Origin of the sequence: Enterobacter cloacae complex sp. ECNIH7, assembly GCF_002208095.1 — a bacterium.
In the GTDB taxonomy this organism is placed as follows: domain Bacteria; phylum Pseudomonadota; class Gammaproteobacteria; order Enterobacterales; family Enterobacteriaceae; genus Enterobacter; species Enterobacter cloacae_M.
The window spans coordinates 2,083,094-2,105,275 of the sequence record NZ_CP017990.1 but is presented as its reverse complement, the minus strand read 5'-3'; the positions used below and the strand labels follow the sequence as shown (position 1 = coordinate 2,105,275).

Below are 22,182 nucleotides of genomic sequence, written 5' to 3'. Positions count from 1 at the left end.
ACTATTCAGAAGGAAGAGACAATGAATCACTACACGCGCTGGCTTGAGCTAAAAGAAGCCAATCCGGGTAAGTACGCGCGCGACGTCGCGGGGTTAATGAACATCAGTGAAGCAGAGCTGACCTTTGCCCGCGTAGGTCACGACGCCTGGCGACTGCGCGGTGAAATCCGCGAGATCCTGGGTGCGCTGGAGGCGGTGGGCGAAACCAAATGTATCTGCCGCAACGAATACGCCGTTCACGAGCAGGTCGGGAGATTTACCAACCAGCACCTGAACGGCCACGCCGGGCTGGTGCTGAACCCGCGCGCGCTGGATCTGCGCCTGTTCCTCAACCAGTGGGCGAGCGCGTTTCACATCAGTGAAGCCACCGCCCGCGGCGAGCGGCAGAGCATTCAGTTCTTCGACCATCAGGGCGATGCCCTGCTGAAGGTCTACGCCACGGATAATACCGACGTTTCAGCCTGGGGCGGCGTGCTGACCCGCTTTATCTTTGCCGAGAATCCTCCGCTGGCGTTGAAGATGGCCGATGCCCCGGCTCATGCAGAAAACGCAAATGCTGCTCTCGTGGATAGCGAGTGGCGCGCCATGACCGACGTTCATCAGTTCTTCAGCCTGCTCAAGCGCCATAACCTCAGCCGCCAGCAGGCGTTTCGCCTGGTGGGTGACGATCTGGCCTGCCGGGTAGAAAACACCGCGCTGGCGCAGCTCCTGGAGACGGCGCGTCGGGACGGTAACGAAATCATGGTCTTCGTCGGCAACCGCGGCTGCGTGCAGATCTTCACCGGCGCGGTGGAAAAGCTGGTGCCAATGAAAGGCTGGCTGAACGTCTTTAACCCAACCTTTACCCTGCATCTGCTTGAAGGATCCATTGCGGAAACGTGGGTCACGCGCAAGCCGACGGCTGACGGGCATGTCACCAGCCTGGAGCTGTTTGCCGCCGATGGAACGCAAATCGCCCAGCTGTACGGCCAGCGTACGGAAGGCGAACCGGAGCAGAGCCAGTGGCGCAGCCAGATTGACGCCTTAACGGCGAAAGGGCTGGCCGCATGAAACGGTGGCTTGCCCTGCTCAGCGCCCTGCCCCTGCTGGCGTTTGCTGCGCCGCAGGAGAAAATCGTTACCCTCGGCGGCGACGTCACCGAGATTGTCTACGCCCTCGGCGCGGCGTCTTCCCTGGTGGCTCGCGACAGCACCAGCCAGTGGCCGCAGGCGGCGAATTCACTGCCTGACGTGGGCTATCTGCGCCAGCTCAATGCGGAAGGGATCTTGTCCATGCGCCCCACGCTGGTGCTGGCCAGCGCTCAGGCGCAGCCGTCTCTGGCGCTAAAGCAGGTTGAGCAAAGCCACGTCAGGGTGATCGCTGTTCCTGCCAGTAACGACCTGAACGTCATTGACGAAAAGGTGCGGATCGTCGCTGAAGCGACGCACCGCGAGGCCGAGGGGGAGGTCCTGCGCAGCACCCTGCGCCAGGCGCTGTCGGCGCTTCCCGCGTCGCCGCTCAATAAGCGGGTGCTGTTTATTCTCAACCACGGCGGGATGACCGCCATGGCCGCCGGACAACAGACCGGCGCGGATGCGGCCATTCGTGCGGCGGGACTGCAGAACGCGATGCAGGGGTTTACCCGCTATCAGCCGCTGTCTCAGGAAGGCACGATCGCCAGCCGACCCGATCTGGTGGTGATTTCTCAGGACGGTCTCAACGCCCTGGGCGGTGAAGCAAATCTGTGGACGCTGCCCGGCCTGGCGCAAACCCCGGCGGGACGGAACAAGCAGGTGCTGGCGATTGACGATATGGCGCTGCTGGGCTTCAGCGTGCGAACGCCGGAAGCCATCCAGCAGCTGCGGGCCAAAGCGGAGCAACTGCCCTGATGTCCCGGCGAGTCGCCCTGTCATTATGGATGCTGGCCGCTCTGCTGGTCGTCACGACGCTGACGGCCAGCGGTATTGGCGCGCTGCGCCTGCCGATCGGCCTGCTGTGGAACGGCACCGACGAGGCGCTGCGTCAAATCTGGCTGACGATCCGCCTGCCTCGCGTGCTGCTGGCGCTGGCTATCGGCGGTTCACTGGCGCTGGCGGGCTGCGTGATGCAGGGGCTGTTTCGAAATCCGCTGGCGGACCCGGGACTGCTCGGCATCAGCAGCGGCGCGGCGCTCGCCGTTGCGCTGTGGGTGGTTCTTCCGCTCTCGCTGCCTGCACTGGTGATGCTGTATGCCCCGATGCTGGCGGCGTTTCTCGGCGCGCTGGCCGCCACCTTCGTGATTTTCCTGCTCAGCCGACAGCGTGACGCTTCCCTGTCGCGCCTGCTGCTGGTGGGAATTGCCATCAACGCCCTGTGCGGCGCGGCCGTCGGGGTGCTGTCATGGCTCAGCAATGATGCCCAGCTTCGCCAGCTTTCGCTCTGGGGAATGGGCAGCCTCGGCCAGGCGCAGTGGTCAACGCTGCTGGCCGTCGCGTCGCTGATGGTTCCCACCGCGCTCGCGATCTGGCGTCTGGCAGGCGCCCTCAACCTGCTGCAGCTGGGCGACGAAGAGGCACATTACCTCGGCGTGGAGGTTGCCGCCGTGCAGCGGATCCTGCTGTTGTGCAGCGCCCTGCTGGTGGCCGCTGCCGTTGCGGTCAGCGGCGTAATCGGCTTTGTCGGCCTGGTGGTGCCGCACCTGGTGCGCATGTGGCTGGGAGCCGACCACCGGGCCGTGCTCCCCGGCTCGGTGCTGGCCGGCGCGTTGCTTCTGCTGGTTGCCGATACGCTGGCGCGCAGCCTGGTCGCCCCGGCGGAAATGCCGGTCGGCTTACTGACCAGTCTTCTCGGCGCGCCGTGGTTTCTGTGGCTTATCTTTCGTCGCGGAGGTGCGCATGGCTGAACGCTATTGTGCTGAAAACCTTGTTTTTCGCGCCGGGCAACGCACGCTGATTAGCGACGTGTCGCTGACCTTATCTCAGGGCGAGCTGGTGGCGCTGATTGGCCCCAACGGCGCCGGAAAATCGACGCTGTTGCGGCTGCTGACCGGCTACCTTAAACCTGCGGGCGGACGATGCAGCCTGGCGGGCACACCGCTTGCGGCCTGGCAGCCTGAAACGCTCTCCCGCTACCGGGCGGTGATGCGCCAGAGCACACAGCTCGCATTTGACTGGCCGGTTGAGGCGGTCGTCGGTATGGGGCGAGCGCCCTGGACCCACACGCCCGAGGCGTCGGTTATTGAGGAGGTCATGGACGTCACCGGCTGTTTACCGCTGGCGGGCAGGCGGTTTGCCGCGCTCTCCGGCGGCGAGCAGCAGCGCGTTCAGCTCGCCCGCGCGCTGGCTCAGCTCTGGTGCGACGGCGCGCCGCGCGGCTGGCTGTTTCTTGATGAACCGACGTCTGCGCTCGATCTCTATCACCAGCAGCATCTGCTGCGCCTGCTGAAATCCCTGACCAGCCGGGGACATCTGCACGTGTGCGCGGTGCTGCACGACCTCAATTTAGCGGCGCTGTGGGCGGATCGCATCCTGCTGCTGCACGGCGGTAAAATCGTCTCCCAGGGGGAACCGGAAACCGTTTTGCAGGCCGATACGCTGGCGCGCTGGTACGGCGCGCAGGTTATCGTCGGCAGGCATCCGGCTCACGCCGCGCCGCAGGTGTTTCTCGCCCCCTGATTGGGCTGGTAAAAATCCTTCAGCGTTTCCAGCAGGGCATGCGCCGCCTTAGAGAGCTGCGTATGCCCCGGATGGATCGCCCCGATGCACTTTTCAATCGGCGGGTTATCAAGCGGGATACAGACCGCGCCCAGCGCCGTCATCTGCGCCTCGCAGAGCGCCGGGACGGCGCTGCCGCCCAGTCCGCTCGCAACCATTCGCCCGACCGTCACCAGTTGATGACTCTCCAGCGCCACGTCCAGCTTTCTGCCGCTTCGCGCCAGCTCCTCCTCCATCATCAGACGTACCGCCGACGGGCGCTGCAGGGTGATGAAATCCAGCGTCAGCAGATCTTCCCATGACAGGCGCTTCTTGCCTGCCAGCGGGGAATCTTTCGGCACAATAGCAACAAACCTGTCGAGGCCCAGCGGGGTAAACAGCAGGTTGTGCGTTGGCGCGGGCTCAAAGGCGATGCCCATCTCGACCCGCCCTTCCCGCACCATCTCTATCACCTGCTCGTTAATGACATCATGCACGGTGACGTTGATCCCGGCGTGGCGATCGCGAAACGCTTTTAGCACCTCGGGCAGGACATTCGCGGCAAACGACGGCATGGCCGCGACCGAGATTTTACCGCGCTGCAGGGTAAAGCACTGGTGCATCGCCTCTTCGACGTTATCCCAGTCGGCAAGCAGCTGACGCGCCATCGGCAAAAACGTCTCGCCCTCCTGCGTCAGCGCGACCTTACGCGTGCTCCGCTGCAGCAGCGGCCCGCCGAGCGCATCCTCCAGCGCTTTAATCGTCAGGCTCAGGGCCGGCTGGGAAAGATTCAGCCGTTCGCTGGCGTGCGCGAAATTGAGAGTGTGAGCTACCGCTAAAAACGCGCGTAACTGTTTGACACTCATTCTCATTTTTCATCCTGTTAACTAATTGAAAAAATTTAGTTAACAGGAAATTAATAAAAAAACCAAATGAGTGGGTCACAAATTCAAAATTAACAAATGAGTCGCCGCCCCTAATGATACCGCCACGGTTAAGAGGAGGAATGACGATGGCGGGACTGGATAAGCGCGTCGGCAGCTATGCGCAGGCGCTGGATGGGCTGACGGACGGAATGACCTTGCTGGCGGGCGGCTTCGGCCTGTGCGGGATTCCGGAGAACCTGATTGCAGAGGTCAGACGCCGTCGGGTGAAAGATCTGACGGTGGTATCAAACAACTGCGGCGTGGACGGTTTCGGTCTCGGGATACTGCTCGAAACGCGGCAGGTTCGCAAAGTGGTGGCCTCTTACGTCGGCGAGAACGCCCTGTTCGAGCGGCAGGTGCTGAGCGGCGAACTGGAGATTGAACTCACGCCTCAGGGCACGCTGGCGGAAAAGGTGCGCGCGGGCGGCGCGGGCATTCCGGCATTTTACACGGCCACCGGCTACGGCACGCCCGTGGCTGTCGGCAAAGACGTGCGCCAGTTTGCGGGAAAGCACTACATCCTCGAGGAGGCGATTACCGGTGATTTCGCGCTCATTAAGGGCTGGAAAGCGGACTGGTACGGCAACGTTGTCTATCGCCATACCGCGCAAAATTTCAATCCGCTGATGGCAACGGCGGGCCGGATAACGGTCGTCGAGGTGGAAGAGATAGTTCCCCCGGGCGAGCTGCCCCCGTCAGCCATTCATACCCCGGGAATTTACGTCGACAGGCTGATTGTCGGCCAGTTTGAAAAACGCATTGAACAGCGCACCCTGCGCGCGGAAGGAGTCTGACGATGTTAACCCGTGAACAGATGGCCATGCGCGTCGCCCGCGAGCTGCGCGACGGGTATTACGTCAACCTGGGGATCGGCATCCCTACCCTGGTGGCGAACTACATTCCGGACGGGATGGACGTGATGCTTCAGTCCGAAAACGGGCTGCTGGGGATGGGGGCTTTTCCTGACGAGCGGAGCCTTGACGCCGACATGATCAACGCCGGTAAACAAACCGTGACCGCGCGCACCGGCGCGGCCATTTTCGACTCGGCCCAGTCGTTTGCCATGATCCGCGGGGGTCATGTGGATCTGACCGTGCTGGGCGCGTTTGAAGTGGACGTCGAAGGCAATATTGCCTCGTGGATGATCCCCGGAAAGATGGTGAAGGGCATGGGCGGCGCGATGGATCTCGTGGCCGGGGCGCGGAACATCATTGTGGTGATGACCCACGCGTCGAAAAGCGGTGAATCAAAGCTGCTGCCGCGCTGCACGCTGCCGCTCACGGGCGCGGGCTGTATCCGTCGGGTCTTAACCGACCTCGCACTGCTGGAGATCGAGGACGGCGCGTTCATCCTGCGGGAATACGCCCCCGGCGTCAGTATCGACGAAATTGCGGCTAAGACGGCCGGGAAAATGATTGTGGCGGACGACGTTCGCGAGATGCGCTTCAACTGAGGACTCACGATGAAAGAAGTCATGATTGTCGGGGCAACGCGAACCCCCATTGGCAGTTTTCGCGGATCGCTATCGTCCCTTTCAGCGGTTGAGCTGGGGGCCGTAGCGGTGCGGCACCTGCTGGAGAACAGCGATCTTCGCGAAGAACAGGTAGATGAACTGATTTTCGGACAGGTGCTGACGGCGGGATGCGGACAAAACCCGGCGCGTCAGACGGCCATCGCCGCCGGATTACCCGTCAGCACGCCGGCGACAACGGTCAACCTGGTGTGCGGCGCGGGCCTAAAAGCGGTGCAGCTCGCCGCGCAGGCGATCCGCTGCGGCGACGCGGACGTGGCTATCGCTGGCGGTCAGGAGAGCATGAGCAACGCCCCCTATCTGCTGGACGGCGCGCGTTCAGGGCTGCGTTTTGGCCATACGGGCCTGCAGGACAGCATGATTACCGACGGCCTGTGGGACGCGTTCAACGATTACCACATGGGGATCACCGCTGAAAACGTCGCCCGGGAGAATGCCATTTCCCGCGAGCAGCAGGACGCCTTCGCCGCCCGGTCGCAGCACAAAGCGGCCTTTGCCATCGAAGCGGGTCGCTTTGACGCCGAGATAGCGCCGGTGACGGTAAAACAGGGCAAAAAACCGCCGCTTATCGTCAGCCGTGACGAACAGCCCCGGCCTGGCAGCACCGCTGAGCAGCTGGCGCAGCTGCGCCCCGCCTTTCTGCAGGCGGAAGGCACGGTTACGGCCGGAAATGCGTCAACGCTCAACGACGGTGCCGCCGCGGTGCTGCTGATGAGCGGCGAAAAGGCGCGGGAGAGCGGTTTGCCGATCCTCGGTCGCATCGTGAGCTACGCCGTGACGGGCGTTGACCCGTCGGTGATGGGCATCGGACCGGTCAGCGCCTGCCGGACGGCGCTGGCGCGGGCGGGCTGGACGCTCGATGACGTGGACCTCATTGAAGCCAATGAAGCCTTTGCCGCCCAGGCGCTGGCGGTGGGCAAGCAGCTCGGCTGGGATGAGCGTAGGGTGAACGTTAACGGCGGCGCTATCGCCCTGGGTCATCCGATTGGCGCCTCCGGCTGCCGCATCCTCGTGACGCTGCTGTACGAAATGCAGCGCCGTGACGTCAAAAAAGGGCTCGTCACCCTGTGCGTGGGCGGCGGGCAAGGCATTGCTCTGACCGTCGAGCGTTAAGCATCTCGTTGATACCCGAATAATAATTAAAGTGAGGAGTCGTAATGAGTGTGTTAATTGCCCTGGCGGCGCTGGCGCTGCTGATGCTGGCGGCCTATCGCGGATATAGCGTTATTTTATTTGCGCCGATTGCGGCGCTCGGCGCCGTGCTGCTGACCGATCCGGGTGCCGTCGGCCCGACGTTTACCGGTCTGTTTATGGAAAAGATGGTCGGCTTTGTTAAGCTCTACTTCCCGGTGTTCCTGCTGGGAGCCGTTTTCGGCAAGCTGATTGAGCTTTCCGGTTTCTCACGCTCCATCGTCGCCGCCGCGATTCAGATCCTCGGTCGTCGCCACGCTATTCCGGTGATCGTCCTGGTGTGTGCGCTGTTAACCTACGGCGGCGTGTCGCTGTTCGTGGTGGCGTTTGCGGTTTACCCTTTTGCCGCGGAGCTGTACCGCCAGAGCGGCATCCCTAAGCGGCTGATCCCGGCCACCGTGGCGCTGGGGGCGTTTTCGTTTACCATGGACGCCCTGCCCGGCACGCCGCAGATCCAGAATATCATCCCCACCAGCTTCTTTGGCACGAACGCCTGGGCAGCGCCGTGGCTGGGGCTTATCGGCTCTCTGTTTATTATCATCTTTGGCCTGCTCTGGCTGGAACGCCAGCGTCGTAAGGCGTTCAATAACAACGAGGGCTACGGCACGGATCTGAAAAATGAACCCGAGACGCCGGATAACATTAACCTTCCGCACCCGCTGATTGCTATCTCCCCGCTGCTTGTGGTGGGCATACTGAACCTGCTGTTTACCCGCTGGATCCCCGGCTGGTACGGCACGACCCACGAGCTGACTCTGCCAGGCCTGGCGAAACCTGTTGTGACCGAGGTGGGCAAGATCACCGCCATCTGGGCCGTCGAGGCGGCGCTGATCTCCGGTATCGTGCTGGTGCTGATTTTTGGCTTTCGCAATATCCGGGGGCGTCTGGCTGAAGGCAGCCGGACCGCGGTGAGCGGTGCCATTCTGGCGGCGATGAATACCGCCTCGGAATACGGTTTCGGCGCGGTGATCGCCGCCCTGCCCGGGTTCCTGGTGTTATCCAAAGCGCTGGCGGCTATCCCGAATCCGCTGCTGAATGAGGCCATCAGCGTGACGGTGCTTGCGGGGATCACCGGCTCTGCGTCGGGCGGGATGAGTATTGCCCTCGCCGCCATGTCCGACTCGTTTGTCGCCGCCGCCCACGCCGCCAATATCCCTCTTGAGGTGCTGCACCGCGTGGCCTCGATGGCGAGCGGCGGGATGGATACGCTGCCCCATAACGGCGCGGTGATTACCCTGCTGGCGATTACCGGCCTGAGCCATCGTCAGGCCTACGGCGGCATTTTCGCTATCACCCTCATTAAAAGTCTGGCAGTGCTTTTTGTCATTGCCGTGTTCTATCTGACCGGCATTGTGTAAGGAGAGAAAGATGAATCTGAACGGTAAGACCGCGCTGGTGACGGGCTCGACCAGCGGCATTGGACTTGGGATCGCCCGCGTGCTGGCGAAGGCCGGGGCGCAGCTGATCCTCAACGGTTTCGGCGACAGCGAATCAGCAAGAGAAGAGATTGCGCAGCTGGGCAAAAAGCCGGGCTATCACGATGCGGACCTGCGTGACGTGCTGCAAATTGAAGCCATGATGCGCTACGCCGAATCGCAGTTTGGCGGCGTGGACATTCTTGTCAACAACGCCGGGATACAGCATGTCGCCCCGGTTGATGCGTTTCCGGTGGAGAAATGGAACGACATTATCGCCATTAATCTCTCGTCGGTGTTTCACACCAGCCGGCTGGCGCTGCCTTCCATGCGCGAGAAAAACTGGGGGCGCATCATCAATATCGCCTCCGTTCACGGGCTGGTCGCGTCAAAAGAGAAGTCAGCCTACGTGGCCGCCAAGCATGGCGTAGTGGGCTTTACGAAATCGCTGGCACTGGAAACCGCGCGCACCGGCATTACCGCCAATACGATTTGTCCCGGCTGGGTGCTGACCCCGCTGGTGCAGCAGCAAATCGACAAACGTATCGCTGAGGGCATCCCGCCGGAGCAGGCTCGCGATAGGCTTCTGGCAGAGAAACAGCCTTCGGGCGAGTTTGTCACCCCGGAGCAGCTGGGTGAACTGGCGCTGTTTTTGTGCAGCGAGGGCGCCGTGAACGTTCGTGGCGCCGCGTGGAATATGGATGGCGGCTGGGTTGCGCAGTAATTTTTGCCGGGTAAGGCGACGCCGCCACCCGGCAAAATCTCTAACTTGAGCAGCTGACCTCCAGCCGCTTGCCCCAGTCAGGCGGGCGGCTGACGTAGTCATCATCCCGGTCGGCAAACGGCGTGCGCAGCGCCACATGCAGGCGGTGTAGCTCGTCGTATTCACCCTGCTCAGCCTGTTCAATCGCCCGCTGCGCCAGCCAGTTGCGCAACACCATTGCGGGGTTCGTCGCGTTCATCTGCGTCTGGCGAGTCGCGTCATCCACCTGTTCCTGCCGCAGCCGCGCGCGGTACGATGCAAACCAGTCGTCAAACGCCTGTCTGTCAATAAACTCATCGCGCAGCGGCGAGGCGGCGCTGTGCTGCTCCGTCTGTCCTAGCATCCGGAAGGTGCGGGTATAATCGCTGCCCTCGCGCGCCATGAGGGCAAACAGGCTATTGAGGATGTCGTTATCGCCCCTCTCCTGGGTCACCAGCCCCAGCTTGTTGCGCATCAGCGTGCCATATTCCCGCAGAAAAATGTCCTGATAGCTGTCGAGCGCATCATTGAGGGCATCTACGTCGATGAACGGCGACAGGGTTTGCGCAAGCCGCTGCAGGTTCCACAGGCCGACCGCTGGCTGATTATCAAAGCTGTAACGTCCCTGATAGTCGGAGTGGTTGCAGATATAGCCAGGCTGATAATCGTCCAGGAAACCAAACGGACCGTAATCAAAGGTCAGCCCGAGGATCGACATGTTGTCCGTATTCATGACGCCATGCGCAAAGCCCACCGTTTGCCAGCGGGCAATCAGGCTTGCGGTACGGGCAACCACATCCCTGAACCAGAGAACGTATTTGTCCGCTTCGTCCTGCAAATGCGTCCAGTGGTGACGAATGGCAAAGTCAGCCAGCTGGCGAACCTTGTCCGGCTCGCGGCGATAGTAAAAGTGCTCAAAATGGCCGAAGCGCAAATGACTTTGCGCGATACGCATCAGCATTGCCCCTTTTTCCACCGTTTCGCGCGCTACCGGCGTATCGCTGGTGATAATCGACAGCGCGCGCGTAGTGGGAATCCCCAGGGCATGCATCGCTTCGGACGCCAGGCACTCGCGAATCGTTGAACGCAGCACCGCGCGCCCGTCGCCCATTCGCGAATAGGGAGTAAGGCCTGCGCCTTTCAGGTGCCAGTCAACCGTTCCCCCGTTAGGAAGCCGTTGTTCGCCGAGCAGGATCCCCCTGCCGTCGCCCAGCTGTCCCGCCCAGACGCCAAACTGGTGGCCGCTATAGACCTGAGCCAGAGGTTGCATCCCGGCGAGAAGCGTTTCCCCGCCCCAGACGCCTGCGACTTCTGAACGCTGAAACAGCTCAGGCGGAATGGCCAGCTCTTCTGCCAGCAAATCGTTATGCCAGATAAGGCGTGAATTTTGTAACGGTGTTGGTTTGAGTGCGGTGTAAAAGCCAGGCAACTCGTCATGCCAGTGAGCAGTAAAAGACAGGGTCATAAGTCCTCCTGCTTTTAGTGTAGAGGGTTTATCCGGACTTAAACACGGGCGAAAGAAAGGGTTATCGCTGCTGAACCAGCGATGTAACGTGCTCCGCAGAGACGGCTGGCCAGAGTGCGCCCTGCATGGCGCCAACATTAAAGGACAAAACGCGTTGCAACAGGCCGTGGTCGTCAATGCCTGAGACAATCACTGACTGGCAGTGCGGTGTGATTTGCCAGAGGATGGCGCGCATAAAAGGCTCAAAAGAGAGCTCCGGGGCACGCTGCTGAATGAAGCCTTTGTCGAGAATAACCCGTTTAAATAATCCATCATAGACCGCTTTGAGCGATGCGGCGCCTGCGCCAAAGTTTGCCAGGACCAACGGGAAATGGATTGCCATTCTCGCCAGCTGCAGATCGTCCTTTCCGTTATTTAAACCTGGATAATTCTCATTAACAGTAAACTCAAGAAACGGGTAACGCTCAAGGATTGAAACAGCGTTTCCATTACTTAATAAAAACTCAACTATTGCAGGTGTAATATTGATCCATGCAATTAACTGATGCTGAATAAAAAACAGTTTACAGGTATCAAGCAATTGCAATTTTTCGTTAAACAGCACTAACTCTTCAGCTGCTGAAAGCCGAGGGATAACAAGCTCAGTGGGGATCCGCACATCGCTGCCGACGCCAGTAAAGTTAACCAGAACCTCTAAACCTTTAAGCTCCCCTGCGCTATTACGAGCAGGCAGAAGCAGCAGTTCAGACTGGTAAGCATTATCTAGCGTAATAATCATTGCACTCGCTCCACATTAAAGATGAGAGAGGACATCCTGGAGCAATTGCCGACACAATTCCACTGTCTTGATTTTAATAAGATTAATTTCATTAGTTCCGTATTTATTTTCAGATTTATCCCTGAATCTAAATTAATTTTATCCTGGTTGTCGAATAATAGCCAGTTTTAGATAAAACAGACACATGCAGGATTCGCTAATTTTAGATAAATTTAACTTTAAGCATCTTATTTGAGAAAAAACGGCATGATTTATTAGATACCATGCCGTCATAAGAGAAGTGTCTGACAAAGACTATATACGTCGAGCCTGCCAGAAATTTTTACGCCAGTAAACATTATCAAGAGAAGAGCGCATCACGCCGCGGCTTGTCGAGGCGTGAATGAACTGATTGTCTGTATCATATATCCCCACATGAAGACCGCTTTCACCCGATCCGGTTTTGAAGAAAACCAGGTCCCCGGGCAGAAGATCGTCTTTATCAATTTCAGTGCCTATTTCTGCCTGTTTGCGCGTTTCGCGCGGGAGCTGTAAATCAAACTTATCGCGAAACGTCATCAGCACGAAGCCGGAGCAATCCACGCCGCCGCGGCTCATGCCGCCGTAGCGATAAGGCGTGCCGCGCCAGTTGCTCAGCTGATCGTTGAGGCTGGCAATGACGGTGATCGAATCTGAAAGCCGTGGGTTAGGCGGCGGCGCACGATGGCTACTGCATCCCGCAAGAAAAAGTGCGGCCATCAGGAGAAACCAGAATCGCATTTTCAGACGAATCCTCTGCTTTTTTTGTTCTTTTCGTAATTTAGCGTGCAATTGTGCGAAGAGGCAAGAAACGGTTACGTCTGCCCGGTAGAAATCAGCATCTTATGTCCCTCAATATCCAGCCTGCGGAACGACATGTTGTACGCGCGGGCAAGATGGGGCGGCGTAAGAACCCGATCCCGCGCGCCGCTGGCGATCATCTTTCCCTGCGACAGCAGCCACACCCGGTGGGCATGACGCAGGGTGTGGTTGAGGTCATGACTGCTCATCACCACGGCGATACCTTTTCGGCTCAGGGTGCTTAACAGCGTATCCAGTGCCGCCTGCTGCGCCACGTCCAGACCGCTCATGGGTTCATCGAGAAGCAGCATTCGCCCGTAAGGATTACCTGCCGGGTGGATCTGAAGAATGACCGCCGCCAGACGTACCCGCTGCCACTCTCCGCCGGAAAGCTGGCTGGCATGCCGGGACAGTTTATCTTCCAGCCCCAGGGCCGCGGCAACGTCCGTCAGCAGTGCCGTCTGTTGTTTGTCGTGCAAATGCAGCATCAGATAGTGCCAGACCGGCATCGCAAAGGGCGGCACCTGCTGCTGCACGAGGTAACTGCGCCGATGCGCCAGCGAGACCGGTGACCAGTCGGCGAGCGTATGCTCCAGCAGCGTTATCTGCCCTTCTCCGTCGGTCATGCCTGCCATCCGTGCCAGCAGCGTGCTCTTCCCTGCTCCGTTTGGCCCGACAAGATGCAGAATTTCTCCCGCATTGATGGTACCGGTTATCGGCTCCAGACGTCCCCTCTCGGCAACGTCCGTGAGCTGCATCAGCAACGACATTATTTCGCCAGCGCCAGCTTGATCGATTCCATAACGATCGGATCCTCAGGGGTCATATCCGGCGAAAAACGCTGAACGACCTGGCCGTCGCGGCCAATCAGGAATTTTTCAAAATTCCACAGGATATCGTCCGGGTAAAGCGGCGCGCGGCCTTTGCTGGCCATGCGTTCATAAAAACCGCTTCCTTCCGGCGCAACGGCCTTCGGCGCGGCAGCGATCAGCTTCGCATACAGCGGATGGCGGTCTTCGCCGTTGACATCGATTTTGCTGAACATCGGGAACGTCACGCCATAGGTGGTGCTGCAGAAGGTTTTAATCTCCTCTTCGCTGCCCGGCTCCTGCCCCAGGAACTGATTGCACGGGAAGCCCAGCACGGTGAAACCGTCTTTCTCCCAGGCCTTCTGAATGTTCTCCAGCTGCTCGTACTGCGGCGTCAGGCCACATTTCGATGCCACGTTGACGATAAGCAGCACGTTGCCTTTGTAGCCTTCCAGCGTGGTGTTATCGCCATCAATGGTGGTCACTTCAGTATTCAGGATATCTGACTGCATAGCATTCCCTCAGGTTGTCTTACGGCTTGTTGATTTAACGTCCAGCTTTTAATAGTAGCCAGATAAACACCGGCGCGCCCAGCGTAGCGGTCACCACGCCAATCGGCAGCTCTGCGGCCGTCAGGGCAAGCCGGGCGATGATATCGGCCACCAGCAGCGTGACGGCACCGGCAATCGCCGCGCCCGGAAGCAGGGTCCGATGGTCCGTGAGGCCACACAGGCGCAGCATATGCGGAATAACCAGCCCGATGAAGCCGATCGCGCCCGCCAGAGCCACGCTGACGCCGACCAGCCAGCCAATGGCTATTACCAGCACATTACGCCAGAACCCAATCGGCATGCCGAGCTGGCGGGCAGAGGTTTCACCCAGCGCGAGCATATTCAGCGGCTGCGCCTGCAGGGTAGCCCACACGATAACCGGTACCAGCAGCACCATCAGCCAGCCCTGGTGCCAGTCAACGCCTCCAAAGCCGCCCATCATCCAGTACATCAGCTGACGCAGGTCAAAGGATGTTGAGAAGTAGACCGCCCAGGTCATCAGCGCGCTGCAGATAATCCCCAGCGCCACGCCGGCAAGCAGCAGACGGCTGGTCGATAAGTGCCGTCTGGCGAAACGAAGAAGGATCGCGGTGATTAGCAGCGCGCCGAGGATAGCGCTCAGGCTAATACTCCATCCGGAGAGTTCTCCTCCGCCGAGCATTACCGCCGCAATCAGGCCTACGCCTGCGCCGTTTGACACGCCGAGCAGCCCGGGCTCCGCCAGAGGGTTATCAAACAACGCCTGCATTATGGTACCGCACAGCGCCAGCGCGGCGCCGACCAGAACCACCGCGACGGTGCGCGGCAGGCGAATTTGCCAGACGAAGAGCTGCCCGTCCGGCCCCCACCAGCTTTCAGGCCCGATCCATCTGTCGCCCGCGCAGAGGCTCACGCCTGCGGCGACAATGAGCAACAGCACCAGCAAAAACAGGCGACGCTTATCGGAACGGTGCTGGCGATGGGCATAATCAAGCATGTGTACGGTTTTAGTAGCGTGAGATGTAATTGATTTTACGGCGGGTTTGCCGGAGAGCGCAAAGAAAAAAGGCCGCGTGGGCGGCCTTTTTAGTTAGTTCATATTACTCTGCTTTGGGCGTTGCGTTTTCGACACGGCTTTTTAACTTCTGGCCGGGTCTGAAGGTCACCACGCGGCGGGCTGTAATGGGAATATCTTCCCCCGTCTTCGGGTTGCGGCCCGGACGTTGGTTTTTGTCTCGCAAATCAAAATTGCCAAAACCGGAGAGTTTTACCTGCTCACCATTTTCCAGAGCACGACGGATCTCTTCGAAAAACAGCTCTACCAGCTCTTTGGCATCCCGTTTGCTAAGCCCAAGCTTATCAAACAGATATTCTGACATTTCAGCTTTTGTAAGCGCCATAGGTTCAATCCCTCAATGATGCCTGGAATCGCTCTTTTAATGCCTCTACACATTTGGCGACGGTAGCGGCAATCTCCTCTTCTTCGAGTGTACGGCTGGTATCCTGAAGGATAAGGCTAATAGCGAGGCTCTTGAAACCTTCTGCTACGCCCTTGCCGCGGTACACGTCAAATAAGTTTACGCCAACTACCTGATTTACGCCAACTTTCTTACATTCGGCCAAAATATCTGCTGCAGGCACATTTTCCGCGACCACAACCGCGATATCACGGCGGTTTGCCGGGAAGCGGGAGACGTCCTGAGCCTGAGGAATAACGCGGTCAGCCACCGGGTTCCATTCCAGCTCGAACACGATGGTACGGCCGTTCAGGTCCAGCTTACGCTCCAGCTCAGGGTGAACAACCCCAATAAAACCAACGCGTTTGCCGTCTAAATAGATAGCTGCGCTCTGGCCAGGATGCAGGGCCGGGATAGCTTCTGCGCGGAATTCAATTTCAGATAATTTACCGGTCAGATCCAGAATCGCTTCCAGTTCGCCCTTCATATCGTAGAAATCAACCGTGCCTTTTGCCAGGTCCCAGTGCTCTTCATAGCGGTTGCCGCTGATGGCGCCAGCCAGCATGAGATCCTGACGGATGCCTAAATTTGCCTGATTATCCGGTACAAAGCGCAAACCGCTTTCGAAAATTCGCACGCGGTTTTGCTGGCGATTCTGGTTATAAACGACAGTGCCCAGCAGGCCCGTCCACAGAGACAGACGCATCGCGGACATTTCGCTGGAGATTGGGCTTGGCAGGATCAGCGCCTCCTGACCTGGGTGGATCAGCTGCTGCAGCTTTGGATCAACGAAGCTGTAGGTGATCACTTCCTGGTAGCCTTTGTCGTTCAGCATGGTTTTCACCCGCTTCAGGGACAGGTCGGCTTCACGGTGGGTGCCCATTACCAGACCCGCCTGGACAGGCTCGTCAGGGATGTTGTTGTAGCCGTAAACGCGGGCCACTTCTTCCACCAGATCTTCTTCAATTTCCATGTCGAAACGCCATGATGGCGCAACGGCTTTCCACTCGTCCTGGCCTTCGGTCACTTCACAGCCCAGACGTTTCAGGATGTCGGTTACCTGCGCATCGGCAACGTGATGGCCAATCAGGCGATCCAGCTTGCTGCGGCGCAGGGTGATGCTCGCACGCTTCGGCAGGGTCGCTTCGTTGGTGACGTCAATAACCGGGCCCGCTTCACCGCCGCAGATGTCGATCAGCAGGCGGGTCGCACGTTCCATCGCTTTATACTGCAGAGCAGGGTCAACGCCGCGCTCGTAGCGGTGAGAGGCATCGGTATGCAGGCCGTGACGGCGTGCGCGACCGGTGATGGAGAGCGGGCTGAAGAACGCGCATTCCAGCAGGACGTTTTGCGTCTCGTCGTTGACGCCTGAGTGCTCGCCACCGAAGATACCGCCCATTGCCAGCGCTTTGCTGTGGTCCGCAATCACCAGGGTGTCGGCGTTCAGTTTGGCTTCGCTGCCGTCCAGCAGAACCAGGGTTTCGCCCTCTTTCGCCATGCGCACAACGATGCCGCCGTCGATACGGTCTTTATCGAACGCGTGCATTGGCTGGCCCAGCTCCAGCAGAACGTAGTTGGTCACGTCGACCACTGCGTCGATAGAGCGAATACCGCAGCGGCGCAGCTTCTCTTTCATCCACAGCGGGGTTGGCGCTTTCACGTTAATGCCTTTCACGACGCGACCGAGGTAGCGCGGGCAAGCATCCGCAGCGTCAACCTGAATAGGCAGCACGTCACTGATGGTCGCTTCAACCGGCGCGATTTCCGGCGCGTTCAGTTCGGTCTGGTTCAGCACGGCCACGTCGCGCGCCACGCCGATGATACCTAAGCAGTCGGCACGGTTTGGCGTGACGCTGATTTCAATGGTGTTGTCATCAAGCTTCAGGTATTCACGGATATCGGTGCCGACTGGCGCATCCAGCGGCAGCTCAATGATGCCGTTATGATCGTCGGAAATACCCAGCTCGGAGAAGGAGCACAGCATGCCTTCAGACGGCTCGCCGCGCAGCTTAGCCGCTTTAATTTTGAAATCGCCCGGCAGCACTGCGCCGACGGTCGCCACGGCCACCTTCAGGCCCTGACGGCAGTTTGGCGCACCGCAGACGATATCCAGCAGACGGTCACCGCCCACGTTTACTTTTGTTACGCGCAGTTTGTCAGCGTTAGGGTGCTGACCGCACTCGACTACTTCGCCGACGACCACGCCGTTGAAGGTTCCGGAAACCGGCTCAACACCGTCCACTTCCAGACCCGCCATGGTGATCTGGTTAGAAAGCGCGTCGCTGTCCAGCGTGGTGTTCACCCACTCGCGTAACCACAGTTCACTGAATTTCATTGTTCTGTCCTGCCCTTATTTAAACTGTTTGAGGAAACGCAGATCGTTTTCGAAGAATGCACGTAAGTCGGTCACGCCGTAGCGCAGCATAGTCAGGCGCTCCATGCCCATGCCGAAGGCAAAGCCGGAGTAAACTTCCGGATCGATACCCACGTTGCGCAGCACGTTTGGATGCACCATGCCGCAGCCCAGCACTTCCAGCCATTTGCCGTTTTTACCCATCACGTCAACTTCCGCAGACGGTTCGGTAAACGGGAAGTAGGACGGGCGGAAACGAACCTGCAGATCTTCCTCAAAGAAGTTGTTCAGGAAATCGTGCAGCGTGCCCTTCAGGTTGGTGAAGCTGATGTTTTTATCAACAATCAGACCTTCCATCTGGTGGAACATTGGAGTGTGGGTCTGATCGTAATCGTTACGATAGACGCGGCCCGGCGCGATAATGCGGATTGGCGGCTCCTGATCCTTCATGGTACGGATCTGAACGCCGGAGGTCTGAGTACGCAGCAGACGCGTAGCGTCGAACCAGAAAGTGTCGTGGTCAGCGCGTGCCGGATGATGGCCAGGAATGTTCAGGGCGTCGAAGTTATGGTAATCATCTTCGATTTCCGGGCCAGTCGCCACGGTAAAGCCGAGCTCACCGAAGAAACTTTCAATGCGATCGATGGTGCGGGTAACCGGATGCAGACCACCGTTTTCGATACGACGACCCGGCAGAGAAACGTCGATCGTCTCTGCGGCCAGACGCGCATTCAGCACCGCGCTTTCCAGCTCGGCTTTGCGCGCGTTCAGCGCCTGCTGTACCTGCTCTTTGGCTTCGTTAATCACCGCACCCGCTGCCGGGCGTTCTTCTGCCGGCAGCTCACGCAGGGTTGTCATCTGAAGGGTCAGGTACCCTTTCTTCCCAAGATATTCGACGCGGACATTGTCTAACGCGGCAACATCTGAGGCCTGATTAATGGCGACTGTTGCACTGGCAACCAGCTCTGCGAGATGTGACATGATTTTCCTCATTATGTCGGTGCAGACACCGATTTGGTGGAGTTATTCTCTCAAATTCAGGCACAAAAAAAGCCTCCATCGGGAGGCTTATCTGGCGCTGTTTTTCGTTTCATCTTTCACGCGCTAGCCTCCTGAAATCAGGTGCTAAAGTAAAAGAAGAAGCGGAAAATAGCAGCATTCATGCTTGCGTTACCTTGTCTGGTAAAAACCGTTAAGACCTTATTGAAAAGCCTGGACGGATAAATGTCAATCTTCTGATGGTGTTAAATGAAAAGAGGGAGCAAAGCCCCCTCTTTCAACTGGCTTATGCCAGTGCTGCTTTCGCTTTTTCGACCAGAGCGGTGAACGCTACTTTGTCGAATACTGCGATGTCAGCCAGGATCTTACGGTCGATTTCAACAGAAGCTTTTTTCAGGCCGTTGATGAATTTGCTGTAAGAAATACCGTTCTGACGTGCTGCTGCGTTGATACGCGCAATCCACAGTTGACGGAACTGACGCTTACGCTGACGACGGTCACGGTAAGCGTACTGACCTGCTTTGATAACAGCCTGGAAGGCAACGCGGTAAACGCGTGAACGCGCACCGTAGTAGCCTTTAGCTTGTTTCAAAATTTTCTTGTGACGTGCACGTGCAATTACACCACGTTTTACGCGAGCCATATGTGCTCTCCTGTATCTATATTCTTAGTAAAAAAATTAAACGTTAACGGCTTATGCGTACGGCAGGCACGCGATAACCAGACCCAGATCGCCTTTAGAAACGAGGCCTTTTGGACGCAGGTGACGTTTACGCTTAGTAGATTTTTTGGTCAGAATATGACGCAGGTTTGCGTGCTTACGCTTAAATCCACCACCACCGGTTTTTTTGAAGCGCTTAGCAGCACCGCGTACGGTCTTAATTTTTGGCATCTTAATAACTTCCACTTCGCATTGTTAAATAAACGAAACATAGGCGAACAAAACCTATGAAACCCGAAGGCTCCACAGGTTTTGCTGCTTGAAGGCCTTACTGTTTCTTCTTAGGAGCGAGCACCATGATCATCTGGCGGCCTTCGATCTTCGTAGGGAAGGATTCGACTACTGCCAGTTCACTCAGATCGTCACGGACGCGGTTAAGCACTTCCATACCAATCTGTTGGTGGGCCATCTCACGACCACGGAAACGCAGTGTGATCTTGGCCTTATCGCCATCTTCCAGAAAGCGAATCAGGCTGCGGAGTTTTACCTGATAATCGCCATCGTCGGTACCAGGACGGAATTTGATTTCCTTAACCTGGATAACTTTTTGCTTCTTCTTCTGTTCCTTAGAAGACTTACTCTTTTCATAAAGGAACTTGCCGTAGTCCATGATACGACAAACTGGCGGTTCGGCGTTAGGGCTGATTTCAACTAAATCTACTCCAGCTTCTTCAGCTTTTTCGATCGCTTCTCTCAGACTCACAATCCCCAGTGGTTCACCTTCAAGATCTGTTAAGCGAACTTCCTGGGCGCGAATCTCGCCATTGATACGATTCGGACGTGCCGTTTGAACTCGTTTTCCGCCTTTAATACCTTATTCCTCCAGTTGTTGAAGACTGCGGCTGCGAATCTCTTGTTGCAGCTTCTCAATCACTTCACTTACGTCCAGGCTGCCCAGGTCTTTACCACGGCGGGTGCGAACGGCGACTTTGCCTGCTTCCACCTCTTTATCACCACAGACCAACATATACGGGACACGACGTAAAGTGTGCTCGCGGATTTTAAAGCCAATCTTCTCATTTCTCAAGTCTGCTTTTACGCGAATGCCCGCATTTTGTAGTTTCTGCGTCAATTCTTTAACGTAATCCGCCTGAGAATCGGTAATGTTCATCACCACGACCTGCACTGGCGCAAGCCAGGTTGGGAAGAAGCCAGCGAACTCTTCGGTCAGGATGCCGATGAAGCGTTCCAGAGAACCGAGAATTGCACGGTGAATCATTACCGGTACCTGACGCTCGTTGTCTTCGCCAACATAAGAGGCGCTTAAACGCTGCGGCAGGGAGAAGTCCAGCTGTACAGTACCGCACTGCCATGCGCGATCGAGGCAGTCATACAGGGTAAATTCAATTTTCGGACCGTAGAATGCGCCCTCGCCCAGCTGGTATTCGAACGGAATGCCGTTCTCTTCCAGCGCCACGGCGAGATCCGCTTCTGCGCGATCCCATGTCTCATCGCTACCGATACGTTTTTCCGGACGCGTTGAGAGTTTGACGACGATCTTCTCGAAGCCAAAGGTGCTGTACATATCGTAGACCATACGAATACAGGCGTTAACTTCGTCACGAACCTGATCTTCAGTACAGAAGATATGCGCATCATCCTGAGTAAAGCCACGAACACGCATCAGACCGTGCAGCGCACCTGATGGCTCGTTACGGTGGCAGCTACCGAACTCCGCCATACGCAGCGGCAGGTCGCGGTAGGATTTCAGACCCTGGTTGAAGATCTGAACGTGGCCCGGGCAGTTCATTGGCTTGATGCAGTATTCACGGTTCTCAGACGAGGTGGTGAACATCGCATCTTTGTAGTTGTCCCAGTGGCCGGTTTTTTCCCACAGCACACGGTCCATCATGAACGGGCCTTTCACTTCCTGATACTGGTACTCTTTCAGCTTGGAGCGTACGAAAGTTTCCAGTTCACGGAAGATAGTCCAGCCGTCGTTATGCCAGAACACCATACCCGGCGCTTCTTCCTGCATGTGGTACAGGTCAAGCTGCTTACCGATTTTACGGTGGTCACGCTTCGCCGCCTCTTCCAGGCGCAGCAGGTATGCGTTCAGGGCTTTTTTATCAGCCCACGCGGTACCATAAATACGCTGCAACATCTTGTTGTTGCTGTCGCCACGCCAGTAGGCGCCCGCGATCTTCATCAGCTTAAAGTGATGACAGAAGCGCATGTTCGGCACGTGCGGTCCACGGCACATGTCGACGTATTCTTCGTGATGGTACAAGCCAGGCTTGTCATCATGCGAAATGTTCTCGTCAAGAATAGAGACTTTATAGCTCTCGCCGCGCTTCACGAAGGTTTCACGCGCTTCGTGCCAGCTGACTTTCTTCTTGATGACGTCATAGTTCGTTTCGGCGAGCTCGTGCATGCGTTTTTCGAGCGCGTCGATATCTTCCTGAGTCAGGGTGTGGTCAAGGTCAACGTCATAGTAGAAACCGTTGTCGATAACCGGACCGATCGCCATTTTGGTGTTTGGCCACAGCTGTTTGATGGCATGGCCTAACAGGTGCGCGCAGGAGTGACGAATGATCTCCAGACCTTCTTCGTCTTTCGCAGTGATGATTGCAAGCGTCGCATCGTTTTCGATCAGATCGGAAGCATCCACCAGCTCACCGTTAACGCGGCCAGCGATAGTCGCTTTCGCGAGACCAGGACCAATGTCCAGGGCTACATCCATTGGGCTAACAGCACGGTCGAAATGGCGTTGGCTGCCATCAGGAAGAGTAATTACAGGCATTTTATATCCTTATTTGCAGTGATGCCCCACACATAAGAGCATATACAAAGAAA

24 protein-coding genes and 1 other annotated feature are annotated in these 22,182 nt (G+C 57.7%); of the genes, 9 read left to right on the top strand and 15 right to left on the bottom strand.

The window, feature by feature from the left end; translation table 11 throughout:
* The first annotated feature begins 21 nt into the window (after positions 1-21).
* Genes chuS through WM95_RS10445 form a run of 4 tightly spaced genes read left to right on the top strand, consistent with a single transcriptional unit; the run spans position 22 to position 3,632 of the window.
* Positions 22-1,050 carry a hematinate-forming heme oxygenase ChuS gene (chuS, locus tag WM95_RS10460; protein ID WP_063409540.1) on the top strand — a complete coding sequence of 343 codons (1,029 nt, stop codon included), beginning with the start codon at positions 22-24 and terminating at the stop codon, positions 1,048-1,050.
* Entirely contained in the window at positions 1,047-1,868 is an 822-nt protein-coding gene (locus WM95_RS10455; protein ID WP_045401468.1) for a heme/hemin ABC transporter substrate-binding protein, read from the top strand. Before chuS ends, WM95_RS10455 begins: the two co-directional genes overlap by 4 nt.
* On the top strand, positions 1,868-2,860 hold the full coding sequence (locus tag WM95_RS10450) for a FecCD family ABC transporter permease (RefSeq protein WP_063409539.1): 993 nt from the start codon (positions 1,868-1,870) through the stop codon (positions 2,858-2,860). Before WM95_RS10455 ends, WM95_RS10450 begins: the two co-directional genes overlap by 1 nt.
* Complete coding sequence (locus WM95_RS10445; protein ID WP_063409538.1) at positions 2,853-3,632, top strand: heme ABC transporter ATP-binding protein; 780 nt, start codon at positions 2,853-2,855, stop codon at positions 3,630-3,632. The genes WM95_RS10450 and WM95_RS10445 overlap by 8 nt, the downstream gene beginning before the upstream one ends.
* On the opposite strand, the gene WM95_RS10440 is transcribed toward WM95_RS10445, so the two are convergent.
* Positions 3,599-4,522, bottom strand: coding sequence for a LysR family transcriptional regulator (locus WM95_RS10440; protein WP_063409537.1), 924 nt, complete (start codon positions 4,520-4,522; stop codon positions 3,599-3,601). The genes WM95_RS10445 and WM95_RS10440 overlap by 34 nt on opposite strands.
* A gap of 140 nt (positions 4,523-4,662) precedes the next feature.
* On the opposite strand from WM95_RS10440, the gene WM95_RS10435 reads away from it, so the two are divergent.
* From WM95_RS10435 to WM95_RS10415, 5 genes are read left to right on the top strand one after another with little or no spacing between them, the layout of a single operon-like run.
* The gene (locus tag WM95_RS10435; RefSeq protein ID WP_059445202.1) at positions 4,663-5,370 is read left to right on the top strand and encodes a CoA transferase subunit A; all 708 of its coding nucleotides are present in this window, start codon (positions 4,663-4,665) and stop codon (positions 5,368-5,370) included.
* 2 nt (positions 5,371-5,372) lie between these two features.
* The gene (locus WM95_RS10430) at positions 5,373-6,029 is read left to right on the top strand and encodes a CoA transferase subunit B (protein WP_045353744.1); all 657 of its coding nucleotides are present in this window, start codon (positions 5,373-5,375) and stop codon (positions 6,027-6,029) included.
* Positions 6,030-6,038: 9 nt separating this feature from the next.
* Positions 6,039-7,220 carry an acetyl-CoA C-acetyltransferase gene (locus WM95_RS10425; protein WP_063409536.1) on the top strand — a complete coding sequence of 394 codons (1,182 nt, stop codon included), beginning with the start codon at positions 6,039-6,041 and terminating at the stop codon, positions 7,218-7,220.
* Between the two features lie 44 nt (positions 7,221-7,264).
* Positions 7,265-8,656 carry a GntP family permease gene (locus WM95_RS10420; protein ID WP_063409535.1) on the top strand — a complete coding sequence of 464 codons (1,392 nt, stop codon included), beginning with the start codon at positions 7,265-7,267 and terminating at the stop codon, positions 8,654-8,656.
* Between the two features lie 10 nt (positions 8,657-8,666).
* On the top strand, positions 8,667-9,437 hold the full coding sequence (locus tag WM95_RS10415; RefSeq protein ID WP_063409534.1) for a 3-hydroxybutyrate dehydrogenase: 771 nt from the start codon (positions 8,667-8,669) through the stop codon (positions 9,435-9,437).
* 40 nt (positions 9,438-9,477) lie between these two features.
* Here the strand turns inward: WM95_RS10415 and selO are convergent, their stop codons facing one another.
* From selO to thrS, 14 genes are all read right to left on the bottom strand, one after another.
* The gene (gene selO / locus WM95_RS10410; protein WP_063409533.1) at positions 9,478-10,920 is read right to left on the bottom strand and encodes a protein adenylyltransferase SelO; all 1,443 of its coding nucleotides are present in this window, start codon (positions 10,918-10,920) and stop codon (positions 9,478-9,480) included.
* 61 nt (positions 10,921-10,981) lie between these two features.
* Entirely contained in the window at positions 10,982-11,698 is a 717-nt protein-coding gene (locus WM95_RS10405; RefSeq protein ID WP_045353736.1) for an EAL domain-containing protein, read from the bottom strand.
* Between the two features lie 294 nt (positions 11,699-11,992).
* Positions 11,993-12,457 carry an NlpC/P60 family protein gene (locus tag WM95_RS10400; protein WP_008500650.1) on the bottom strand — a complete coding sequence of 155 codons (465 nt, stop codon included), beginning with the start codon at positions 12,455-12,457 and terminating at the stop codon, positions 11,993-11,995.
* Between the two features lie 74 nt (positions 12,458-12,531).
* Positions 12,532-13,287 (bottom strand): vitamin B12 ABC transporter ATP-binding protein BtuD, encoded by a 756-nt coding sequence (gene btuD, locus WM95_RS10395; RefSeq protein WP_063409532.1) that lies wholly within the window; start codon positions 13,285-13,287, stop codon positions 12,532-12,534.
* A complete protein-coding gene (locus WM95_RS10390; RefSeq protein WP_023311298.1) occupies positions 13,287-13,838 on the bottom strand; it encodes a glutathione peroxidase in 552 nt (183 codons plus the stop codon). The genes btuD and WM95_RS10390 overlap by 1 nt, the downstream gene beginning before the upstream one ends.
* Positions 13,839-13,872: 34 nt before the next feature.
* Positions 13,873-14,853, bottom strand: coding sequence for a vitamin B12 ABC transporter permease BtuC (gene btuC / locus WM95_RS10385; protein ID WP_063409531.1), 981 nt, complete (start codon positions 14,851-14,853; stop codon positions 13,873-13,875).
* A gap of 103 nt (positions 14,854-14,956) precedes the next feature.
* Positions 14,957-15,256: an integration host factor subunit alpha gene (ihfA, locus tag WM95_RS10380; RefSeq protein WP_003857805.1), complete on the bottom strand. Its 300-nt coding sequence runs from the start codon at positions 15,254-15,256 to the stop codon at positions 14,957-14,959.
* 4 nt (positions 15,257-15,260) lie between these two features.
* On the bottom strand, positions 15,261-17,648 hold the full coding sequence (gene pheT, locus WM95_RS10375) for a phenylalanine--tRNA ligase subunit beta (protein WP_063409530.1): 2,388 nt from the start codon (positions 17,646-17,648) through the stop codon (positions 15,261-15,263).
* Between the two features lie 15 nt (positions 17,649-17,663).
* Entirely contained in the window at positions 17,664-18,647 is a 984-nt protein-coding gene (pheS, locus tag WM95_RS10370) for a phenylalanine--tRNA ligase subunit alpha (protein WP_088544762.1), read from the bottom strand.
* 62 nt (positions 18,648-18,709) lie between these two features.
* Positions 18,710-18,834, bottom strand: a sequence feature (Phe leader region).
* Positions 18,785-18,829 (bottom strand): pheST operon leader peptide PheM, encoded by a 45-nt coding sequence (gene pheM, locus WM95_RS27400; protein ID WP_001386830.1) that lies wholly within the window; start codon positions 18,827-18,829, stop codon positions 18,785-18,787. It overlaps the preceding feature by 45 nt.
* Before the next feature lie 117 nt (positions 18,835-18,951).
* The gene (rplT, locus tag WM95_RS10365; RefSeq protein ID WP_000124850.1) at positions 18,952-19,308 is read right to left on the bottom strand and encodes a 50S ribosomal protein L20; all 357 of its coding nucleotides are present in this window, start codon (positions 19,306-19,308) and stop codon (positions 18,952-18,954) included.
* A gap of 51 nt (positions 19,309-19,359) precedes the next feature.
* Positions 19,360-19,557 carry a 50S ribosomal protein L35 gene (gene rpmI / locus WM95_RS10360; protein WP_003030583.1) on the bottom strand — a complete coding sequence of 66 codons (198 nt, stop codon included), beginning with the start codon at positions 19,555-19,557 and terminating at the stop codon, positions 19,360-19,362.
* 97 nt (positions 19,558-19,654) lie between these two features.
* The gene (gene infC / locus WM95_RS10355) at positions 19,655-20,197 is read right to left on the bottom strand and encodes a translation initiation factor IF-3 (RefSeq protein WP_014069901.1); all 543 of its coding nucleotides are present in this window, start codon (positions 20,195-20,197) and stop codon (positions 19,655-19,657) included.
* Positions 20,198-20,200: 3 nt separating this feature from the next.
* Positions 20,201-22,129 carry a threonine--tRNA ligase gene (thrS, locus tag WM95_RS10350; RefSeq protein WP_008500657.1) on the bottom strand — a complete coding sequence of 643 codons (1,929 nt, stop codon included), beginning with the start codon at positions 22,127-22,129 and terminating at the stop codon, positions 20,201-20,203.
* Positions 22,130-22,182 lie beyond the last annotated feature (53 nt).